The sequence below is a fragment of the Altibacter lentus genome, from assembly GCF_000746845.1.
GTDB lineage: Bacteria > Bacteroidota > Bacteroidia > Flavobacteriales > Flavobacteriaceae > Altibacter > Altibacter lentus.
Window position 1 is genome coordinate 2,097,990 of record NZ_KN050846.1, and the last position, 19,706, is coordinate 2,117,695.

Below are 19,706 nucleotides of genomic sequence, written 5' to 3' on the forward strand. Positions count from 1 at the left end.
AAAGATATTATTTTAAAAATTGATAGGCTGCCAGTGCCACCACATAGGCTATGCTGCTCATAACCACCAACTGCCACAACGGCCATTTCCAACTATTGGTCTCTCTTTTAACTACTGCCAGCGTACTCATACATTGCATGGCAAAGGCATAGAACAGCAATAGCGAAACACCACTCGCAAAATTGAACAACGGAGTACCCAGTACCGGGTTCACTTCTGCTGCCATACGATTCTTTATGGTCTCTTCCTCCTCGCTTCCCACACTGTAGATGGTTGCAAGGGTTCCCACAAATACTTCCCTTGCGGCAAAAGAACTTACTATGGCAATCCCGATCTTCCAGTCGTACCCAAGGGGGCGTACGGCCGGTTCTATTCCTTTTCCAAGGATCCCAATGTAGGAATGCTCCAACTTATAGGAAGCAATGTGTGTTTCGATCTCTTCTTCGGAAGGATTCGTGCCTTCCAGTTGCTGTGTCACAATGGCTTCAGCATTATTGAAATCACCCGGGCCATAGGAGGCGAGTACCCATAGGATCACAGAGATAGCTAGAATGATCTTTCCGGCTCCCAATACAAACGATTTTGTCTTTTCAACCACAGTAATGGCTACATTCTTGAACATAGGCAATTTGTAGTTGGGCATCTCCACGACAAAGAAGGTCTTACTGCGGATCTTTAGGATACGATCCAACAAATAGGCCGAAAAGATCGCGGAAGCAAAGCCTAATAGATATAAAAACATTAAGGTGAGTCCTTGAAGGCTGAAAATACCGAGGACGCGTTGATCGGGAATAACGAGCGCAATGATAATGAGATAGACCGGCAAACGGGCAGAGCAAGTGGTAAAAGGTGTTACTAAAATGGTAATGAGACGCTCCTTCCAGTTCTCAATATTTCGAGTGGCCATGATGGCAGGAATGGCACAGGCTGTTCCGGAGACCAGGGGCACTACGCTCTTTCCACTTAAACCAAAGCGTCGCATGACCCGGTCCATAAGGAAGACCACCCGACTCATGTACCCGCTTTCTTCCAGGATAGAAATAAACAGAAAAAGAAAGGCGATCTGCGGAATAAAGATCACGATACCTCCCAGACCGGGAATGATACCTTCGGCAATGAGACTGGTAAAATCTCCCGCAGGAAGCGAATTTTTGGTCCATTCGCTAAAACGCGCAAAAGAACTGTCAATAAAGTCCATAGGATAGCTGCTCCAATCGAAGATGGCTTGAAAGATAAGCAGTAAGATTCCGAAGAAAATAACATACCCCCAGACTTTATGGGTAAGAATGCGGTCCAATCTGCTTCTAAGGTCCTTAGCGTTGGCAGTATCTACCGTAAGGGTTTCCTTAAGAGCGTTATTTATAAATTGATAACGGGCAATGGTCTCTTTTTGCTGAAGCCGTTTCAAATTGCTCTTCGATTCGGTTTGAAAAGTGGCCACACCCTGCATTTCCTGTCGGTCTAATTTTCCAAAGTTCACATCTTGTGTTATGACCAGCCAGAGTTTGTACAGGTCTTGCTTCGGAAAAGCTTTTCGCAATCGGTCAAAATATTCGGGAGCAATGGACGATGCATTCACACAGGGAGCGGTAGATAGGTGACCGTAATTGGTGATAAGGTCCTTGAGATTCTCGAAACCTAGATTCTTACGTGAACTAATAAGTGCGATCTTGGTTTCAAGAGTTGCTTCCAGGCGTTCTATATCTAAGGTGATCGCTTTCCGTTTCATCCTGTCGCTCATGTTGATGGCAAGGATGGTTGGAATTCCAAGGTCTTTAATTTGAGTAAAAAGGAGTAAATTCCGTTTTAGGTTTTCGATCTCTGCCACTACAATGGCCACATCGGGGAAATCCTTATCGTTCTTATTGAGCAGAAGTTCGATAACGACGTTCTCATCCAAAGAGGAAGCATTGAGACTGTAGGTGCCGGGCAAATCGAGGATATGAGCCTTTAGGCCACGATCCAATTTACAAACCCCTTGCTTTTTTTCTACCGTGATCCCGGGATAGTTCCCCACTTTTTGATTGAGACCCGTAAGTCTGTTGAACACAGAGGTCTTTCCCGTATTCGGATTTCCAATAAGAGCAACATTTATTTGTCGGGCCATTAAGGTATCAATTCAATTTCAATCTGTGCGGCCGTTTCTTTTCGAATGGCTAGGTGACTGCCGTTGATGTTTAAGTACATAGGATCCTGAAAAGGAGCTGTTTGCACTAAAAACACTTCATTGCCGGGAAGACATCCCATTTCCAAGAGTTTCAATGGTACTACTTCCACCGAAAACTCTTTGATGACAGCGCGTTGACCTTTTTTCAATGAGGCGATCGTTAGCATTAAGTTTATTTAGATTGATTTTAAACAAGGCAAAAGTAACAGAAAAAAGGCAGTTGGAAAAACATTTTCAGTCCAAAAAAGATCAATCTTCCTTCTTAAGGATTTTGATGTCTTCCAGTAGCTGTGAAATGGCTTCGGGATTGGTTCCGTCGTAGAAGCCCCGAATGCGTTTTTTGGAGTCGATAAGTACAAAATTCTCTGTATGTATAAGGTCATCCGGGCTATACGGATTGTCTTTTGCGGCCAGATACGATTTACGCGCCAGATCATAAATTTGCTTTTTGTCGCCCGTGACCAAATTCCATTTCGCATCGTCTACTCCTTTTTCCACTGCGTACCGCTTAAGTTGCGGCACAGAATCGATCTCCGGAGTCACGGTATGGGAAAGCAATAATACTTCGGCATCATTCTGCAATTCTTTCTGGATAAGGACCATGTGATCGGTCATAATGGGACAAATGGTCTGGCAGGTGGTAAAAAAGAAATCGGCAACGTAGATCTTATCCTTATAGTCTTCTTGCGTGATGCGCTCCCCGTTTTGATTTGTAAGGGCAAAATTTGCAATGGTGTGGTACTTTTTTACATGCTGAAGGGTACTGTCGACCAATTCGGCATTCACCTCCGAAGGTTGATATACCGGCAGGACAACCGTTGGTTTAAGGATATGATAGATGATCGTGATGATAATCGCCGAAAGCACCAGGAGAACCACCCCGAAGAATTTATATTTAGCAAAGAACTGAAGCATCTTCAAACACAATTTTGTGCAAAATTACTACCTAAAATACTTTTTTGAAGGATGTAACGTATTAAAGTTTGAAACGACCTATGCCAAGCTGCCAATAATTTTTTTAACAAGGTAGAATAGATTACTTTTGTGCCTTAATTTTTAAGACTATGAGTCCATTTGTGGTGAAAGCCCTTCAGCTGTTACTAAGCTTATCTATATTAATCGTTCTGCACGAACTGGGACATTTTATTCCTGCAAAGATATTCAAGACTCGCGTTGAGAAATTCTTTCTCTTCTTTGATGTAAAATTCGCTTTGGTCAAGAAGAAAATAGGAGAAACGGTCTACGGCATTGGATGGTTGCCACTGGGAGGGTATGTAAAGATCTCCGGAATGATCGACGAAAGTATGGACAAGGAGCAAATGGCACAACCACCGCAGCCCTGGGAATTTCGAAGCAAGCCGGCCTGGCAGCGACTTATTATTATGCTGGGAGGTGTAACCGTTAATATTATTGTTGGTTTTGTGATCTACGCCAGCATTCTTTATTTCTACGGAAGAGATATTACCACCGTAGAAGACCTTCCACAAGGATTTGCGGTAGCCCAGGAGTTCAAAGAGCTAGGATTTGAGGATGGGGATAATATTTTAAAGGTAAACGGCAACGACTTTCAGAATGTTACAGATATAAACAAATACCTTTTTTTAAGAGATGTCTCTTCAGTAACCGTAAAACGTACAGATGGTTCTGTTGAAACCTTGAGTATTCCCGAAGACATAGGCGAACAAATGTTCAAGAAGGGGGTCATGGTACCATTCCAGGCCATGCGTCAGGCAGTGATCGACACTGTAGACCCGGACTATCCCGCAGCAGCGGCAGGATTCTTAAAGGACGACCGTATTGTTTCGGTCAACGATACAAAGGTAGAATACTGGCACGAGTTTCAAAATGCGTTGCTCAAAGAGGCTGAGAATACATTGGTTGTTTCCAGAAATGGTGCTCTGGACACATTGCGTGTAACACCTAATGAAAACGGGGTCATCGGTATCAATAATTTTGGTAAAGAACTTCAAACGGGAGGCACCAAACTCACCTATGGTTTGGGAGAGAGTATCACAGGGGGAACGGTATACGGGTATAATATTTTAAAGGATTATGTGAAGCAGTTTAAATATGTATTCACAAAGGAGGGAATTACGCAAGTAGGAGGTTTTGGTGCTATTGGTAACTTGTTTCCCGGCGAATGGAGCTGGCTTGCCTTTTGGCACACCACCGCCTTAATTTCGATCATTCTGGCCTTTATGAACGTGCTGCCTATTCCGGCGCTGGACGGAGGACATGTCATGTTCCTGTTGTACGAAATGGTAAGTGGGAGAAAACCCAACGATAAGTTCATGGAGTACGCACAAATGGTGGGCTTCTTTTTATTGATCGCACTTGTACTGTTTGCCAACGGAAATGATATTTACCGCGCCATCTTTGGAGGGTAAAAAAATATCAAATCTTTTTGTAGCCCTTAGAAAATAATTTATATTTGCATCCGCTAAAGCGAAAAATACCTTCCTCTTTAGCTCAGTTGGTTAGAGCATCTGACTGTTAATCAGAGGGTCCTTGGTTCGAGCCCAAGAAGAGGAGCATAATCCCAACCTTATTCAGGTTGGGATTTTTGTTTTATATTCCCTGAAAATTATTTAAACACCTTGTCTAAAGATTCTTCAAATTCTACTTCGGTCACCAAGAGTAAAGCTCCTTTGTACATTTCCCTTGGCATTGTACTGGTATTGACAGCTTCTTATTTTTTAATACCTGAGGTGCAGCATTTTCTTAACAATGCCTGGAATGTACTTACCAGTGAGGATGAAGCACGCATAAAGGAATGGGTAGACGGTTTTGGCTGGATGGGTCCGGTAGTGCTCATATTGGCCATGATCGTACAAATGTTTCTTTTGGTGATCCCTTCCATTGCACTTATGGTGGTCTCCATCCTGGCCTATGGTCCTATATGGGGAAGCGTAATCGTTTACGCCGCTGTCTTTTCTGCTTCAACAGTAGGTTATGGGATTGGGCGTTATTTTGGGCCGATACTTGTGAGCAAATTGATAGGTCCAAAGACTGAAGACAAGATTGAAGACTTTATAGAGGATTATGGCTTCTGGGCCGTGATCGTCACTCGCTTCAACCCCTTGTTATCGAACGATGCCATTAGTTTTGTAGCGGGCATCTTAAAAATGAATTACTGGAAATTTATAGGAGCCACCATGCTGGGGATCACTCCGCTCACCATCTTCGTGGCCATCATGGGGCGAAGCACCGACAGCTTGCAAAACGGACTTATCTGGGGATCGGCAGTAAGTGTAGTGCTCTTTGGCGGGTATGTCTGGTGGGATAAAAAGATACGAGGCAAGCGATAACTTCTTACACCGACTTTACCGCTTTTAAATTCTTAAGCATCACTGCGGTCATTTCTTCCAAACTAAAGGCGTGGGACCACCCCCAATCTTTCCTTGCTTCGGAGTCGTCGATGCTTTGAGGCCAGGAATCGGCGATCGCCTGTCTGAAATCTGGTTCGTAGGAGATCTTGAAATCGGGAATATGTTTGCGGATGCTCGCAGCGATCTCTTCAGGATTAAAACTGAAAGCAGCCAAATTATAAGCACTGCGAATCTTTATCGATTCGGCAGGAGCTTCCATGATCCCAACCGTTGCTTTAATGGCATCCTCCATATACATCATGGGCAGCGTGGTGTCTTCTTTTAAAAAACACACATAATTCTTATGTTTTAGTGCTTTGTGGTAGATATCCACGGCATAATCTGTCGTGCCACCGCCCGGAGGTGCCGTATAGCTAATTAGCCCGGGATAGCGAATACTGCGCACGTCTACCCCAAAGCGTTTGTGGTAATACTCACACCATCGCTCGCCCGTTTGTTTGCTTATCCCGTACACCGTGGAAGGCTCCATAACCGTGCGTTGTGGCGTATCGGTCTTTGGCGTAGTTGGACCAAAAACGGCAATGCTGGAAGGCCAGAAAATCTTTTCTATCTTTTTGTCACGTGCTAAATTAAGAACATTAAAAAGGGAGTTCATATTGAGGTTCCAGGCCTTCATAGGAAACTTCTCGGCTGTGGCAGAGAGCATGGCAGCCATTAGGTACACCTCTGTGATCTCATGGCGCATTACCACATCCTGTACGGCATCATAATCCATAGCATCCAGGATCTCAAAAGGACCATCGGCAAGCATGGCGGCATCTCCTTCTACAATGTCGCTGGCAATCACTTTATGGTTGCCGTAACGTTGTCTAAGAGATACGGTAAGTTCTGTTCCAATTTGTCCTGAAGCGCCAATGATCAAAATTCTCTTTTTCATGCTGAAATGTGATTTAAGCCGATAAATATAGGCATATTCCGAAGGTTTTCTTTTCAAAAAATAACTTTTGATTGCCAAAAGAACTGCTATATTTGTGCTCCTTTACCAAATGATAATGAAGCGTTTCCCCATTTTTCTAAGGTTATTTATCTTAAGTGCGTTGCTTTTTACTGCATGTAATTCTGCTTCGGAAGGGGAAGAAATGACAGAAAATCCGGTTCAGAATGCAACACGGTCGTATGGGATAGAGAATTTTAACTTTCCGGTCTTAACCGATAAGGCACGATCCATTACCATGCAATGGCCTGCATTTGAAGATTTCGAATACGATGTAAAGGCCATCAACGGGGCAAATCTGGAAAAGCTACGAGGGGCCAGTGAGCAGCTGGTGATCTTTTCAGACTCACTTTCAAAGACCATCCCCGATACATTGAACACGAACGGTATTCTCGCGCGGTTGACGGTTGTTCGTACCCGTGCTAAAATGCTGGACCAGGTGTTTCATAGGACCATCGTGGATTCTACTCAGGCGGCCCGTGCCATTCGTGAAATGAACACCTCGGTGCGTAATCTCATCCTTCAGATCAACGAAAAATTTCAAAAGGACGCCATCGATCTGCAACGAAAAGAGAATGAGGAGCAGGAACTAAAGAAACAACAACGCTTTTTAGACTCGGTCTATCAGGCAGAACTTCGAGATAAAAATCAGTAAAGCTGTAACAAACGGACCAAAAAAATGACATATCCTTCAACGGATTTTTGAAGGATATGCTTTCAGAAAAAAGTATCACAATTTTATAAGTACCCAATAACAGGTATGACCACTAATAAATATCTACAACTAATGAAAACAAACATTTTAACAACGGGCGTAGCAGCAACCTTGATCGCTGTAGCTGTAAGTTCTTGTGGCGATAAGGACAAGAAGATGGCCGAAGTCGACAATGAGCCGAGAGGGATCATTTTGGCCAATATGGATACCACGGTGAGCCCTAAAAACGATTTTTACAATTATGTAAACGGGAACTGGATGAAAGTTACCGAAATTCCCGATGACCAAGTGCGGTGGGGCGGGTTTAATGTGCTTCGGAAAAAGACAGACAACGATGTGTTGGCACTTATCGATAAGGCACAAAAAAGCGACAAATACGCACCGGAGACCGACCAGGCTAAAGCCTTGATGATCTTTGAAACCGAACTGGACACCGTAGCGAGAAACCAAGCGGGGATCACACCATTGCAACCTGCGCTGGACAAGATCGCTTCCATCAAGACCGTTGCCGACTTCCAAAAGGTCATGACCGAACATGCAGTTGAGGTTTCTCAGCCCTTTTTCGGGATCGCTGCGTTCTCAAATCCTAACAACAGCGCAATCAATTCTGCCTATATCACACCGGGCGGTTTAGGATTACCGGAGCGTGATTACTATACTAACACCGACCCAAAATCGGTAGAGATCCGTGAGAAATATGTGGATCATATTACACGCATGCTACAATTCTTAGGGGATAATGAGGCTGACGCCCGTAAACAAGCTGAAACCATTTTGGCCTTCGAAACCAAATTGGCAGTGCCGCGTCTGGACAAAGTAGCGAGCCGTGATTTTAGAAATTTCAACAATCCGCGTTCCATGACCGAGGTTCAAAAAATGGTGCCGGCGATCCAATGGGAACAGGCTTTCAAGGATCTTGGCGTAACCAAGGAACTGGATACCGTTATCGTGATGCAACCCGATTACATGAAAGTGGTGCAAAACACCTTTGGACAAAAGGATATCGAGACATGGAAAACAGTAATGCGCTGGCAAACCCTCAACAATGCTGCAGGAATGCTTACAACCGATATCGAAAGGGCAAACTGGGAATTCTACAGCAAATATCTTAGTGGCGCGAAAAAACAACGTCCGGCGAACGAACGTGCTTTAGCTACGGTAAACAACACGGTAGGAGAAGCACTTGGTAAATTATACGTGGACGAAATGTTCCCGCCAGAGGCTAAAGCCAAGGCAGAAACTATGATCGCTAACGTGATCGATGCTTTCAAGGATCGTGTGAACGCACTGGACTGGATGAGCGACAGCACCAAAGTAAAAGCCATAGAAAAGTTGGATAAGTTTACAGTAAAAATTGGTTATCCGGACAAGTGGAAGGACTATTCTTCTATGGAGGTGACTCCCGGGAATACCTATTATGATAATATGGTAGCTGTAGCCCAATGGGGTCTAAAGGACAACTTGGACCGTATTGATGAGCCGGTAGATCGTACCGAGTGGGGGATGTCACCACAAACAGTGAATGCTTACTTCAACCCATTCAATAATGAGATCGTATTCCCCGCAGCTATTTTGCAACCGCCCTTCTACGATTATAAAGCAGATGAGGCTGTGAACTACGGCGGAATCGGAGCAGTGATCGGACATGAGATCTCGCACGCTTTCGATGACAGCGGTTCTCGTTTTGATGCCGATGGGAATTTGGTGAACTGGTGGACAGAGACCGATCTTGAGAATTTTACAGGTCGTGTCAATAAACTGGCCGAACAGTATGACCGTATTGAGGTATTGGATAGTGTGTTCATCAACGGGAAATTTACATCCGGAGAGAATATTGGAGACCTTGGCGGACTTTTAGGTGCGTATGACGGACTGCAGAAGTTCTATGCCAAGAACGGAAGACCGGGCAAGATCGACGGTTTTACCCCGGAGCAGCGCTTCTTTATGAGCTGGGCGACCGTTTGGCGCACCAAGCAGCGTGATGAAGCCCTTGAAACACAAATTAAGACCGATCCGCATTCTCCGGGAATGTACCGCGCTACGCAGCCTTTAAAGAATATCGACGCTTTTTACGAAGCATTCGATATTAAAGAAGGGGATGCCATGTACATAAAGCCTGAAGACCGCGTACGTATCTGGTAATTATTCTTAAACTGAAATAAAAAAGGACCTGTAACAAGGTCCTTTTTTTTATACGTTGTGTTTAAATACATAGCGCAACCGATGCGGAACATTTACAGAATCTACTTGTTTATAGACTTCAGCAGGGTTCGCTTCTGAAAAGTGCGGCGGTTCCAATTGTAATTCTTTTGCCTTTTGAGTGTAATACTCCTTTTTAGTAGGATGTTGGGGTGCAACAGCGTTAAACACATGTCCGAAGGCTTCTTGCTTGATAATTTCTGAAAGGATCCCGATACAATCCTCCCTGTGGATCAAGTTTACGGGTGCAGCACCATCATTGAGCTCGGTTCGCCCCGCCAAATATCGAACCGGCTGTCTGCTTCCGCCATAAAGACCCCCAAACCGAACGATGGTGGTGGAAAGAAAGGGCGCATTGAAAAACAATTGCTCCACTTGAAACAATTGTCTGCCAGAATCGGTTGCGGGACGGGGAAGGACTTTTTCGGTCACAATCCCTTGACGATCATCGTATACCGAAGTACTACTTACCAAGACCACTTTTTCAATCCCCGAACGCTCGACTTCCTGCAGGAAATGACGCATTTTTAACACATGATCGGCACCTGCATTTCTGCGTAAGCCGGGAGGTATCATAATAAATAACACCCTACACCCCTCTAACAAGGCCTGCGCTTCTCCTCGCACGCCGCTTTCGGTGATCTCGACAGGATAGACATCAAATCCCCTGCTTTGCATTTCGGCTGCTTTTTCGGCCATGGTCACAGAACCTTTTACGCGGTAACCCAATACCATAAGATGATGTGCGAATGCTTGACCTAACCAGCCCATACCTGCAATGGCGATCGCATTATTCATAAGGCACTTGTATTTGATAAGACACCGAATCTACATTTCTGGCAGGCAGCGAATCTATATTAAAACTTCTTTTAACCACGATCGCATCTGTAACCACAAAAGGTTTGGGCATCATGTTTTTTGTGCGCTTATGGATACTAAACTGCGGATGCTCCAGTAGATCGTAAGAATACTCCAAGGCGGTAAATTCAACAGAAGGACTGTTTGAAACATACGAAACCTCTAAAGGTTCATTGTTGGCCAGAAAATAGCGTAAAAGTCCGTTATGGTCGCGTGTGCCAAAAGCATACCCGGTACTATCTGGAGCAACATTTTTTCCGTTGAAAACCAATTTCTTGAATACGTGCGTGGTATCGGCAAAAAGCAATAGTTGATGTATCTTCCGCTTCGGAACCAAGGTAAACGACACATTCCGCTCATTTCCAATAAGTGTATCCTGCTTTAATTGGATCTCGAAGGAAGCGATGTCCTTTTCAGGAGCTTCCGCAGCAAACGAATACCCGGTGTTATATTTACTTCCGGCAGCATTGCTGATAAACGTAGAAGCTTCGGTTGGCGATTCTCCTAAATATCCTTTAGTCCAAGGGTCCAGCAGATGGTCGTAGGTAACCCAATAAGCCGTGTTGTCATCGGCATTTTGGTAATAGACCAGGCTGTTCGGTTTTTGTCGTGTTTCAGAAAAATCACTGGATAGATGGGCACTTATAAAAAATCCAATGGCAACCACAAGACACACGATGCCAAGAAGACGCTTTTTACTGTAAAAATGGAATACTGGAACCAAAAGACCAAAGGTTAAAACTGTGAATACACAACTAATTACCAGCATTTCTAGACCAAGTCCCACCGGAAAGAATTGAATGAGCGGCGAAAAAAAGAAGAGTGCCGGTGTCGCCAGCAGCGTGAGTAATAGAAGATGGGGTCTCTCCTGTTTTATAAGCATCCAAAAGGACAGGAGTGCAAAAAAAACGGGAATGATAAAATAGGCAGCCCCTTTTAGGTATAAGAAGATCACAGTATTTATTACAAGCCATATAGTTAGGGGAGCTACAAAGAGGCCTGCGGCTTCCTGTTTTTTGCCCCATTTCCGGTAGATCGCAAATAGTATGGCCAGAGATAGCAGCACAAAAAAAGCGATATAGGTGTGGCCGTTATACGTAAAGCCATGCTGGATCTCATTGTACTGCGGATACAGCACTAACAACAACTGCCAGCCAAAATATCCCAGAACACCGCATGCAATAAGACCTACGACAAGTGCTATAAAGCCTTTTCCAATGGCGGCTCCGGTTATCCTTCCTTTCATCATTCCATAAAAGAGGAGGATAAAGAATCCTGCAATGGCGATCAATAACATACTTAGAATCCAAGAGAAAGGATAATGGATTAGTTTCAAGAATGGAAAATTAACGTAGACATGATCTTGATTGGACTTCAATGAAGCGAGATCGGCATCTGCGAAATACTGCAACAAGGGCAGAAGATAACTTCCTTGATGTTGCAGGGTATTCTCGTTTAAGTTCTCAACGGTGTCATTCGCCGTATGATAATCAAAGTGATCATCAATAAACGCAAAGAAGAAACTGTCGATGTCTCCTTCCTCGCGAAACACCGTAGAATCGGTATCGTTAGGAAGCATCTTATAGATACTGTACATGAGTGAAGAAGCCACGGGATATTCGGGTTTGGCCTCGGCAAAGGCCTTTATTAAATTAGCGTTCCCCTGGTTGGTCTCCAAGATCATATTGCTGGGTCCGCCGCTACCGCGTGCTTCAAAATTAAGCACCAGGGCCACATCCTTGGCCCAAGGATGCTCCTTCACAAAAAGAACCGCTCCGTCCAACCCCAATTCTTCACTGTCTGAGAATAAGATGATGATATCATTTTTTGGGGTTGCACCGCCGGCAAGGTAAGCCCGTAGACTTTCGAGTATGGTAACCACTCCACTACCGGCATCACTTGCGCCATAAGAAGGGACTTTAGCACTGTCGTAATGAGACAATAAAAGAAGAGCCTTTCCCGAACCCGACCCGGGAATTCTCGCAAGGATATTTGTGGGCTTTACAAGGCTTCTGCCATCTGTTTGCAGTACAAAACCCGATTGTTCCTCCACTTGCATTCCTAATGCACGCAATTGATCGATGAGGTACAACCGAACGCGTTCATGTTCGGCGGAGCCAACATAATGGGGCGCTTTGCTTATTTCTTTGAGAGGCACAATAGCCCGCTGGGTAGAGAATTTGGTTTCAGAAATGGTAGCAGAAGTACCACTGCGAGGCATCAAACTGTAAAAACTAAAATAAACGAGACCTAGAATGAGGAGTAGGGAAATAACGGCACTGAATTTTTTCATCGGTGGAGTTTTAGTTGTACTAAAAGTACAATTTTAAGCCAAGTTAGCTACCCTTCAGAAACATTTCAGAAGAAATTGTTGCAAAATCATTATCTTAGAACGGCATAAATAAAAAAGGTATGGGAATTAAAAGTTTTATGGGGCGTCGAGCCAAACCTAAAAAAGGGAGTAGTGAGAATATCACGGTGTCGGACTATATGAGCAGGAATCTCACCACCTTTAGAGAAGATCAATCGGTTTTGGAGGTCATGGAAACACTCATCAAGAAAAAGATCTCCGGAGGGCCCGTTGTGAACACTAAAAATGAGCTAGTGGGAATCATTTCAGAAGGAGACTGTATGAAGCAGATTAGTGAGAGCCGCTATTACAATCACCCCATGGAAGACGTGAGGGTGGGGGAACACATGGCGAAGAATGTTGAAACCATCGACGGGAATATGAATGTTTTTGATGCAGCCAATAAATTTCTGGAATCCCGCCACAGGCGATTCCCTATCGTGGAGAATGGCAAGCTGGTAGGTCTTATAAGCCAGAAAGATGTGTTAAAAGCCGCACTTAAGTTAAAGGGACAGACCTGGAAGTAAAAGGTACTTCTAATAATAAATCCAGGGGTATCTTTTATCGTGTGATTGGGGAAATGGTACGATAAAACTTACGTTTTTTCTTCAAATTCCGGGCAATCCAGCCTAATTGTAGTGGGTTTCAGTTCCTTTTGAAGAAGATTACAAAAACTTCGGTTTGAAGTAGAATCATAAAACCTACACCCAAAGCACATGCGTTGAACGGTTAAGATACCACTGTTGTTCAATTGATAGATCAAGGATGTTATGGTGGTAAAGAGCTTCTCCAGTTCAAAAGATTCTTTTTTGTCAAAGAGATCTTGTAATGGTTTGGCAAAATGCTCTGTCTCTTTTACAAAGGATTTCCCCAGTGGGGTGAGTTCCACAAAATAGCTTCTGTTATCACTGGACGAAAAATTTTTGAGAATCAACCCTTTTGCCACAAGGACCCGAACGGCATCGCTCACTGTGGGTTTGGTCACGTTAAATTCTTTGGCCAAATAGCTAACGTTGCAAAGTTCCTGCTTATGATAGGCGATAAAGATGAGCAGTTGGATCTGAATAGGACTTACTTTTAGTTGTTTCGCTTGTTCCCATAATAATTTCTTGAATGTTTCAGAAATACGTTCAAGACCCGCAATGACCTTGTTCGATAGATCATCATTTTGATACTCAGGATTAAAGGGACTTTTGCTCATAAAAAACCTGTCGAAGGATTACCCGACAGGCAAAGTTAGTATTCCTAATTAAATAATTGGTTAATTAGGCTTTTACATCTTCAATGGATGCGCCATAATTGATGTGAAGTACGTTTCCGTTGGGGGTTACCAACGCTGGTACCGACTTCACACCAGCGCGTTCGGCTTCGTTAATTCGGGATCGATTTTCGCCAATGTGAACGACTTCAATATGGTTCTCACCAATTAAATTGACAATGTCTTGTTCTGCGCTAACACATACAGGACAACCGGCGTGATAAAAAACAGATTTACTCATGATTAAAAATTTTAAGTTAATGCAAGATCGCAAACAAATATAGTAAGGAATCCTAACAATATGACACAAATTGAAATATTCTTTTAAAAATTTTAATTTGCTATTGGTTTGTTACTGGAAAACTTCATTCTTTACCAGCAGATAATAGTCATTATCTAAGGCGAGATACCCCTGGTCGTAGAGGTAGTAGTACACAGAACCGGTTTTGGTTGTGTAAATGCTGGTAAAATAATCGAAACTGAATCCAACTCGTAACAATCGTTCTTTGGTGACTTTGGTCTTGTCCTTTGAATTGAGTTTTTCCAGAATACGGTAATTCTTTCGCAAGCGGTTATTGATGGTTCGAACGAGGTTCTTGCTGTCCTTATTAAGGGAATTGTTATGCGCGTTCCGGCACGCATCACTACAAAATTTCTTATCGGCGCGGCCAATGATCTTAGTGCCGCATTCGGGACAGGTCCTATTCATACTTAATAATCGATATGACCCCAATTCTCCCCCGATTTGATACGGTAGAGCTGCATCTCGGAGATCCCAAACTGCTTTGCAATAAGGCGCATTCGGGTCTTACGGTTGGGGTCGAAGATCTTACGTTTTATCATTCGTACTTTTCCGGGGCTTAATTTTGAATATTTAGGGTTTAGTTTTGCTCTATTTTTGGCCTTTATCACCAACGGATTTTTTTTGTTATGCGCCGCCAGCTCCTTTCTATCGACATAAGCCAGATTTGCAGGCAGGTTATTCCTTTTATCGAAATCCTTATGAATTACGTAAGGCTTTTCTTCTTCTTCAAGAAAAAGCGCTGCTACCGCGCGATGTACATAAACCAGATCGGTCTTGCCGCTCTTCTTCATTGCCGAAAACACTTCGTAACCTCCAAGAATATAGGGTTTTAAAAGCTTTCCGTCAGGGTCGGATTTAAACTTAAGGACGCGTCCGTGGTTCGATATTTTATAAATTTCATTGGGTCTCCAGAAAGGCTTTTTGTAATCCTTCCAGATTTCATTCTTCAAATTAATCAGCATTAGTAAGGGGAGTTTACCCAAAGATAAGAAATTGAAATTATATTAAATCAATTGTCTTCGCGAGGTAGGTTTTCTTCATTTTCTTCTGAAGCGATTGAAAAGCGATAAATAGCTTCAAATTTCAAGAAAAACCCTCCGTTCAGATCGGGATTTAGCTGGGTGCGATCGTCTCCAAAGCTGAAGGCGGAGAGCCCCAGATCGATGGTTTCTCCGTCTGGATATACTTCAAAATTATTACTGGAATAGCCAAATTTTGCGCGAAGCAATACTTGTTTCTGAAGGGTGTTGAACTGCACGTAACTCGCAAATTCCAAAGAGCTAAGATCTACATAGGCTTGAGAGGTCTCTGTTTCGCCATATAGCCGAAAGCTTCGGCCTATCCCAAAATAATCCAATCCAACAGATACGGTATCGAAACTGTAACTAATGTCTGCAGCGATGGGAAGGGACATGTCCATTTCAAACTTCGTACTAGGGCTCAAATAGTACCATCCCACAATAGGCGTGGTAAAGAGCCCAAATGCTTCAGAAGTTGCATAGAACCCGAAGCGATATTTAAGATTTTCGGTCTTTTGATATTTCAGTAGAGCGAGTCCGCCAAAGTAGAAATCGTCTCCCGTGATCTTTTCATAATCCGATGCGATCTTGGGAAGTAATACAATGGTACTGCTCCATACATCGTTATAGGCAGAGGCTAATCCCAGCTTGAGTGTGGTGCTGTAGAGGGAAGCAAAATTATTTTTACCTACGCCAAAGTAGAATATATCGGCATCGGTTTTAGGATAGAGTTGCAAATTGTTACGGCTAAACGCAATTCCGGTAATAAATGCATGTTTTTCATTAAGAACGACCGGAAGGGTGATGTCGGCCTCGAATGACTTTACAAAAGTGTTTCCCGGTGCATCCACATAGGTATTGTTGAAGGTCTGTCCATACCCGATGCGGATTAGATCAACATATTCCTGAGCATGCAGGCAAAGGGGAAGGAGTAGGGCAACAAGAAGGATTTTTTTCACAAAAGGATCGTTAACGACTTAAAGATATACTTTTTTACAAAACCGTAACATTCATGTTTAAAATGGGATAGTCTATTTCTTTAAAATTCCGTAATTTCGCAGCCTGTCTGCAAAAGGAGACAAGTTTTATTGAAGCAGCAACGTTTATGAGCACAACATTTAAAGAATACAAAGGCTTAGACCTCCCCAAACTGGGTGAAGAGGTACTCGATTTTTGGAAACGTGAGAACATTTTCGAGAAGAGTATTTCCATTCGCGAAGGGGCCGAACCTTTTGTGTTCTTTGAGGGACCACCTTCTGCAAACGGACTTCCGGGAATCCATCATGTTATGGCACGTGCCATCAAGGATATATTCTGCAGGTATAAAACACAAAAAGGATATAGAGTAGACCGAAAGGCCGGCTGGGATACACACGGGCTCCCCATTGAACTAGGGGTTGAGAAAGAGTTGGGGATCACCAAAGAAGATATTGGCAAGAAGATCTCTGTAGAAGCCTATAATGAAGCTTGTAGAAAGGCAGTGATGCGGTATACCGATGTGTGGAACAAAGTAACCGAAAAGTACGGCTACTGGGTAGATATGGAAGACCCATATATTACCTATAAGTCCAAGTATATGGAAACGGTTTGGTGGTTGTTGAAACAGATCTACGATAAAGGGCTGCTCTACAAAGGATACACCATCCAACCGTATTCTCCCAAAGCAGGTACCGGTCTTAGTTCTCATGAGCTCAACCAGCCCGGCACTTACCAAGATGTCACCGATACTACCGTAGTGGCACAATTTAAAGCCGTTCCGGAGACCTTACCAAATTTCCTTGCGGAGGTTTCAAACAATATATGGTTCCTGGCATGGACGACCACTCCCTGGACCTTGCCCAGCAATACGGCCTTAACGGTGGGACCAAAAATAGACTACGTGCTGGTACAAACCTATAATCAATACACCTTCCGGCCTATCAATGTAGTGTTGGCAAAAAGTTTGGTGCCCAAGCAGTTTGGTAATAAGTACGAAGAAAAGCCCAACCAAGAGGTTCTGGAAAGCTACAAACAAGGTGATAAGCTGATCCCTTATTTTATTGCAGCGGAGTTCAAAGGGATCGATCTTGTTGGAATTCGTTACGAACAACTTTTGGATTTTGCACAACCGTATCATACGCCCGAAAATGCGTTTCGGGTGATTGCCGGAGATTTTGTAACCACAGAGGATGGTACCGGAATTGTACATACGGCGCCTACTTTTGGTGCGGACGATGCAAAGGTTGCGAAAGAGGCAACACCCGAAGTCCCGCCGCTACTGGTGAAAGACGAGAACGGAGCACTGGTCCCATTGGTCGATCTGCAAGGGAAATTCCGACCGGAGATGGGCGAGTTTGCCGGTAAATACGTTAAGAATGAATATTATAACGAGGAGGATATCCCGGAAAAAAGTGTTGATGTAGAACTGGCCATCAAATTAAAGATTGACAATAAGGCCTTCCACGTAGAGAAATATACGCACAGTTACCCAAATTGCTGGCGTACCGATAAACCTATCCTTTATTATCCGCTGGATTCTTGGTTTATTAAGGTTACAGAGTTCAGGGATCGCATGCACCAACTCAATGAAAAGATCAACTGGAAGCCTAAGGCCACAGGAGAAGGACGTTTTGGAAATTGGCTTGCCAATGCGAACGACTGGAACCTATCGCGTTCACGCTACTGGGGAATCCCATTGCCTTTATGGCGTACCGAGGACGGAAAAGAAGAAAAGATTATAGGCAGTGTTGAGGAATTGAAAGCCGAAATGCAGAAAGCCGTGGATGCGGGAGTGATGAAGTCCGATATCTTTAAAGAATTTGTGGTTGGGGATTTCTCTGAAGCGAATTACGAAAAGGTAGATCTTCACAAAAATATTGTGGATGGGATCGTTTTGGTTTCTGAAAGTGGTGCCCCCATGAGACGAGAAGCCGATCTGATCGATGTTTGGTTCGATAGCGGAAGCATGCCGTACGCACAATGGCACTATCCTTTCGAGAACAAAGAAAAGGTGGAAGGAACATGGCGTAAAGCCGATTTTATAGCAGAAGGGGTGGATCAAACTCGGGGATGGTTCTATACACTTCATGCTATTGCTACGATGATTTTCGACGATGTGGCTTATAAGAATGTTGTTTCAAATGGGCTTGTGTTAGATAAGAACGGTCAAAAGATGTCAAAACGCCTTGGCAATGCTGTCGATCCTTTCGATACATTAGATACGTATGGACCGGATGCCACCCGATGGTACATGATAAGCAATGCCAATCCGTGGGACAATCTAAAATTTGACAGCGACGGTATTTCAGAGGTGCGTAATAAGTTCTTCGGAACACTTTACAACACCTATAGTTTCTTCAGTTTGTACGCCAATCTGGATCGTTTTAACTATTCTGAAGCAGATATTCCTATGGAACAACGCCCGGAGATCGATCGTTGGATCCTTTCAGAATTGAATACTTTGGTGCAACGCGTGGACGAATACTACGCCGACTATGAGCCTACCAAGGCAACTCGGGCCATTAGTGAATTTGTACAAGAAAATTTGAGCAATTGGTATGTGCGCCTTAGCCGAAGACGTTTTTGGAAGGGCAGCTATGGAGACGATAAGATATCTGCCTACCAGACCTTATACACCTGTTTGGTCACGGTAGCACAACTAGGAGCTCCGGTGGCACCGTTCTTTATGGACCGCCTTTATAAGGACCTTACTTCCGGAATTACAGGAAATGGAGAAGAATCTGTACACTTAAGTAACTTTCCGTTGGCAAATGCGTCTTATATAGACCGTGCCTTGGAACATAAAATGCAGCAGGCACAAACAATATCGTCCTTGGTATTATCGTTACGACAGCGAGAGAAGATCAAAGTGCGGCAGCCACTGCAGAAGATCATGATCCCGGTATTGAGCGAAGCATCTAGAAAGGAGATCGAGGCAGTGTCAGATCTTATAAAGTCTGAAGTGAATGTCAAAGAGATCGAATTGATCGATGAGGGTTCCGGAATCCTTGTCAAAGAGATAAAACCAGATTTCAAGAAACTGGGGCCTCGTTTTGGTCCAGATATGAAAATGGTAGCACAGGCCATCACCAATTTTGGTCAGGAGGAAATAATAATCTTAGAAAAAGAAGGAGAAATATCACTTTCTGTTAACGAAAAAAATATTACATTGACCCTCGACGATGTAGTGATTAGATCTCAGGATATTGAAGGATGGTTGGTTGCGAACGCCAATGGAATTACGGTAGCTTTAGACGTCACCATTACACCGGATCTAAGAAATGAAGGCATTGCCAGAGAGTTGGTAAATCGTATCCAAAACATGCGAAAGGACTCTGGTTTTGAAGTGACAGACAGGGTGGATGTCATCCTTCAGAAAGAAAAACAATTAGAAACTGCGGTAACGCAGAATTTAGAGTATATTAAACAAGAAACCTTGACCGAGGTATTGCAATTTGAAGACGAGATAAGCAATGGTACAGAGATTGCTTTTGACGATATCGCAACCCGGTTACGAATTAAAAAACATTAAATC

The 19,706-nt window shown here is 43.6% G+C and carries 17 protein-coding genes and 1 tRNA gene; 7 read left to right on the forward strand and 11 right to left on the reverse strand.

What is annotated here, in order from left to right; translation table 11 throughout:
• Positions 1–7 precede the first annotated feature (7 nt).
• The 3 genes from feoB to JS40_RS09715 form a co-directional block, all read right to left on the reverse strand.
• A complete protein-coding gene (gene feoB / locus JS40_RS09705; protein WP_034260180.1) occupies positions 8–2,107 on the reverse strand; it encodes a ferrous iron transport protein B in 2,100 nt (699 codons plus the stop codon).
• Positions 2,107–2,334 (reverse strand): FeoA family protein, encoded by a 228-nt coding sequence (locus JS40_RS09710; RefSeq protein WP_034260181.1) that lies wholly within the window; start codon positions 2,332–2,334, stop codon positions 2,107–2,109. The genes feoB and JS40_RS09710 overlap by 1 nt, the downstream gene beginning before the upstream one ends.
• Before the next feature lie 82 nt (positions 2,335–2,416).
• Entirely contained in the window at positions 2,417–3,082 is a 666-nt protein-coding gene (locus JS40_RS09715) for an SCO family protein (RefSeq protein WP_034260182.1), read from the reverse strand.
• Between the two features lie 149 nt (positions 3,083–3,231).
• On the opposite strand from JS40_RS09715, the gene rseP reads away from it, so the two are divergent.
• The 3 genes from rseP (at position 3,232) to JS40_RS09730 (ending at position 5,475) form a co-directional block, all read left to right on the forward strand.
• Positions 3,232–4,554 carry an RIP metalloprotease RseP gene (gene rseP / locus JS40_RS09720; RefSeq protein WP_034260183.1) on the forward strand — a complete coding sequence of 441 codons (1,323 nt, stop codon included), beginning with the start codon at positions 3,232–3,234 and terminating at the stop codon, positions 4,552–4,554.
• A gap of 71 nt (positions 4,555–4,625) precedes the next feature.
• Positions 4,626–4,699: transfer RNA gene (locus JS40_RS09725), tRNA-Asn, on the forward strand.
• 65 nt (positions 4,700–4,764) lie between these two features.
• Entirely contained in the window at positions 4,765–5,475 is a 711-nt protein-coding gene (locus JS40_RS09730; protein WP_034260184.1) for a TVP38/TMEM64 family protein, read from the forward strand.
• A 4-nt stretch (positions 5,476–5,479) separates the two neighbouring features.
• On the opposite strand, the gene JS40_RS09735 is transcribed toward JS40_RS09730, so the two are convergent.
• A complete protein-coding gene (locus JS40_RS09735; protein WP_034262332.1) occupies positions 5,480–6,433 on the reverse strand; it encodes an NAD-dependent epimerase/dehydratase family protein in 954 nt (317 codons plus the stop codon).
• 115 nt (positions 6,434–6,548) lie between these two features.
• Between JS40_RS09735 and JS40_RS09740 the strand changes: the two genes are divergently transcribed.
• On the forward strand, positions 6,549–7,145 hold the full coding sequence (locus JS40_RS09740; RefSeq protein WP_034260185.1) for a hypothetical protein: 597 nt from the start codon (positions 6,549–6,551) through the stop codon (positions 7,143–7,145).
• 132 nt (positions 7,146–7,277) lie between these two features.
• Complete coding sequence (locus JS40_RS09745) at positions 7,278–9,347, forward strand: M13 family metallopeptidase (protein ID WP_034262335.1); 2,070 nt, start codon at positions 7,278–7,280, stop codon at positions 9,345–9,347.
• 48 nt (positions 9,348–9,395) lie between these two features.
• Here the strand turns inward: JS40_RS09745 and JS40_RS09750 are convergent, their stop codons facing one another.
• Positions 9,396–10,202, reverse strand: coding sequence for an NAD(P)H-binding protein (locus tag JS40_RS09750; RefSeq protein WP_034260186.1), 807 nt, complete (start codon positions 10,200–10,202; stop codon positions 9,396–9,398).
• Positions 10,195–12,555: a M28 family peptidase gene (locus tag JS40_RS09755; protein ID WP_034260187.1), complete on the reverse strand. Its 2,361-nt coding sequence runs from the start codon at positions 12,553–12,555 to the stop codon at positions 10,195–10,197. Before JS40_RS09755 ends, JS40_RS09750 begins: the two co-directional genes overlap by 8 nt.
• Before the next feature lie 119 nt (positions 12,556–12,674).
• Here JS40_RS09755 and JS40_RS09760 point away from each other — a divergent pair, with 119 nt between their 5' ends.
• A complete protein-coding gene (locus tag JS40_RS09760) occupies positions 12,675–13,139 on the forward strand; it encodes a CBS domain-containing protein (protein ID WP_034260188.1) in 465 nt (154 codons plus the stop codon).
• A 68-nt stretch (positions 13,140–13,207) separates the two neighbouring features.
• Here the strand turns inward: JS40_RS09760 and JS40_RS09765 are convergent, their stop codons facing one another.
• From JS40_RS09765 to JS40_RS09785, 5 genes are all read right to left on the reverse strand, one after another.
• Positions 13,208–13,813 (reverse strand): MarR family winged helix-turn-helix transcriptional regulator, encoded by a 606-nt coding sequence (locus JS40_RS09765; protein ID WP_034260189.1) that lies wholly within the window; start codon positions 13,811–13,813, stop codon positions 13,208–13,210.
• 64 nt (positions 13,814–13,877) lie between these two features.
• Entirely contained in the window at positions 13,878–14,111 is a 234-nt protein-coding gene (locus tag JS40_RS09770; protein ID WP_034260190.1) for a thioredoxin domain-containing protein, read from the reverse strand.
• Positions 14,112–14,222: 111 nt separating this feature from the next.
• The gene (locus tag JS40_RS09775; protein WP_034260191.1) at positions 14,223–14,579 is read right to left on the reverse strand and encodes a DNA gyrase inhibitor YacG; all 357 of its coding nucleotides are present in this window, start codon (positions 14,577–14,579) and stop codon (positions 14,223–14,225) included.
• A 2-nt stretch (positions 14,580–14,581) separates the two neighbouring features.
• Entirely contained in the window at positions 14,582–15,136 is a 555-nt protein-coding gene (locus JS40_RS09780; protein ID WP_034260192.1) for an NUMOD4 domain-containing protein, read from the reverse strand.
• 47 nt (positions 15,137–15,183) lie between these two features.
• Positions 15,184–16,152 carry a DUF6268 family outer membrane beta-barrel protein gene (locus tag JS40_RS09785; protein ID WP_034260193.1) on the reverse strand — a complete coding sequence of 323 codons (969 nt, stop codon included), beginning with the start codon at positions 16,150–16,152 and terminating at the stop codon, positions 15,184–15,186.
• 146 nt (positions 16,153–16,298) lie between these two features.
• On the opposite strand from JS40_RS09785, the gene ileS reads away from it, so the two are divergent.
• Positions 16,299–19,703 (forward strand): isoleucine--tRNA ligase, encoded by a 3,405-nt coding sequence (ileS, locus tag JS40_RS09790; protein ID WP_034260194.1) that lies wholly within the window; start codon positions 16,299–16,301, stop codon positions 19,701–19,703.
• The last annotated feature ends 3 nt before the right edge of the window (positions 19,704–19,706 follow it).

Excerpts from the sequence above, each read along its gene's own strand:
- feoB (WP_034260180.1), bottom strand. The coding sequence starts at position 2,107 with ATGGCCCGACAAATAAATGTTGCTCTTATTGGAAATCCGAATACGGGA.
- JS40_RS09710 (WP_034260181.1), bottom strand. The coding sequence starts at position 2,334 with ATGCTAACGATCGCCTCATTGAAAAAAGGTCAACGCGCTGTCATCAAA.
- JS40_RS09715 (WP_034260182.1), bottom strand. The coding sequence starts at position 3,082 with ATGCTTCAGTTCTTTGCTAAATATAAATTCTTCGGGGTGGTTCTCCTG.
- rseP (WP_034260183.1), top strand. The coding sequence starts at position 3,232 with ATGAGTCCATTTGTGGTGAAAGCCCTTCAGCTGTTACTAAGCTTATCT.
- JS40_RS09735 (WP_034262332.1), bottom strand. The coding sequence starts at position 6,433 with ATGAAAAAGAGAATTTTGATCATTGGCGCTTCAGGACAAATTGGAACA.
- JS40_RS09740 (WP_034260185.1), top strand. The coding sequence starts at position 6,549 with ATGAAGCGTTTCCCCATTTTTCTAAGGTTATTTATCTTAAGTGCGTTG.
- JS40_RS09745 (WP_034262335.1), top strand. The coding sequence starts at position 7,278 with ATGAAAACAAACATTTTAACAACGGGCGTAGCAGCAACCTTGATCGCT.
- JS40_RS09750 (WP_034260186.1), bottom strand. The coding sequence starts at position 10,202 with ATGAATAATGCGATCGCCATTGCAGGTATGGGCTGGTTAGGTCAAGCA.
- JS40_RS09755 (WP_034260187.1), bottom strand. The coding sequence starts at position 12,555 with ATGAAAAAATTCAGTGCCGTTATTTCCCTACTCCTCATTCTAGGTCTC.
- JS40_RS09760 (WP_034260188.1), top strand. The coding sequence starts at position 12,675 with ATGGGAATTAAAAGTTTTATGGGGCGTCGAGCCAAACCTAAAAAAGGG.
- JS40_RS09765 (WP_034260189.1), bottom strand. The coding sequence starts at position 13,813 with ATGAGCAAAAGTCCCTTTAATCCTGAGTATCAAAATGATGATCTATCG.
- JS40_RS09770 (WP_034260190.1), bottom strand. The coding sequence starts at position 14,111 with ATGAGTAAATCTGTTTTTTATCACGCCGGTTGTCCTGTATGTGTTAGC.
- JS40_RS09775 (WP_034260191.1), bottom strand. The coding sequence starts at position 14,579 with ATGAATAGGACCTGTCCCGAATGCGGCACTAAGATCATTGGCCGCGCC.
- JS40_RS09780 (WP_034260192.1), bottom strand. The coding sequence starts at position 15,136 with ATGCTGATTAATTTGAAGAATGAAATCTGGAAGGATTACAAAAAGCCT.
- ileS (WP_034260194.1), top strand. The coding sequence starts at position 16,299 with ATGAGCACAACATTTAAAGAATACAAAGGCTTAGACCTCCCCAAACTG.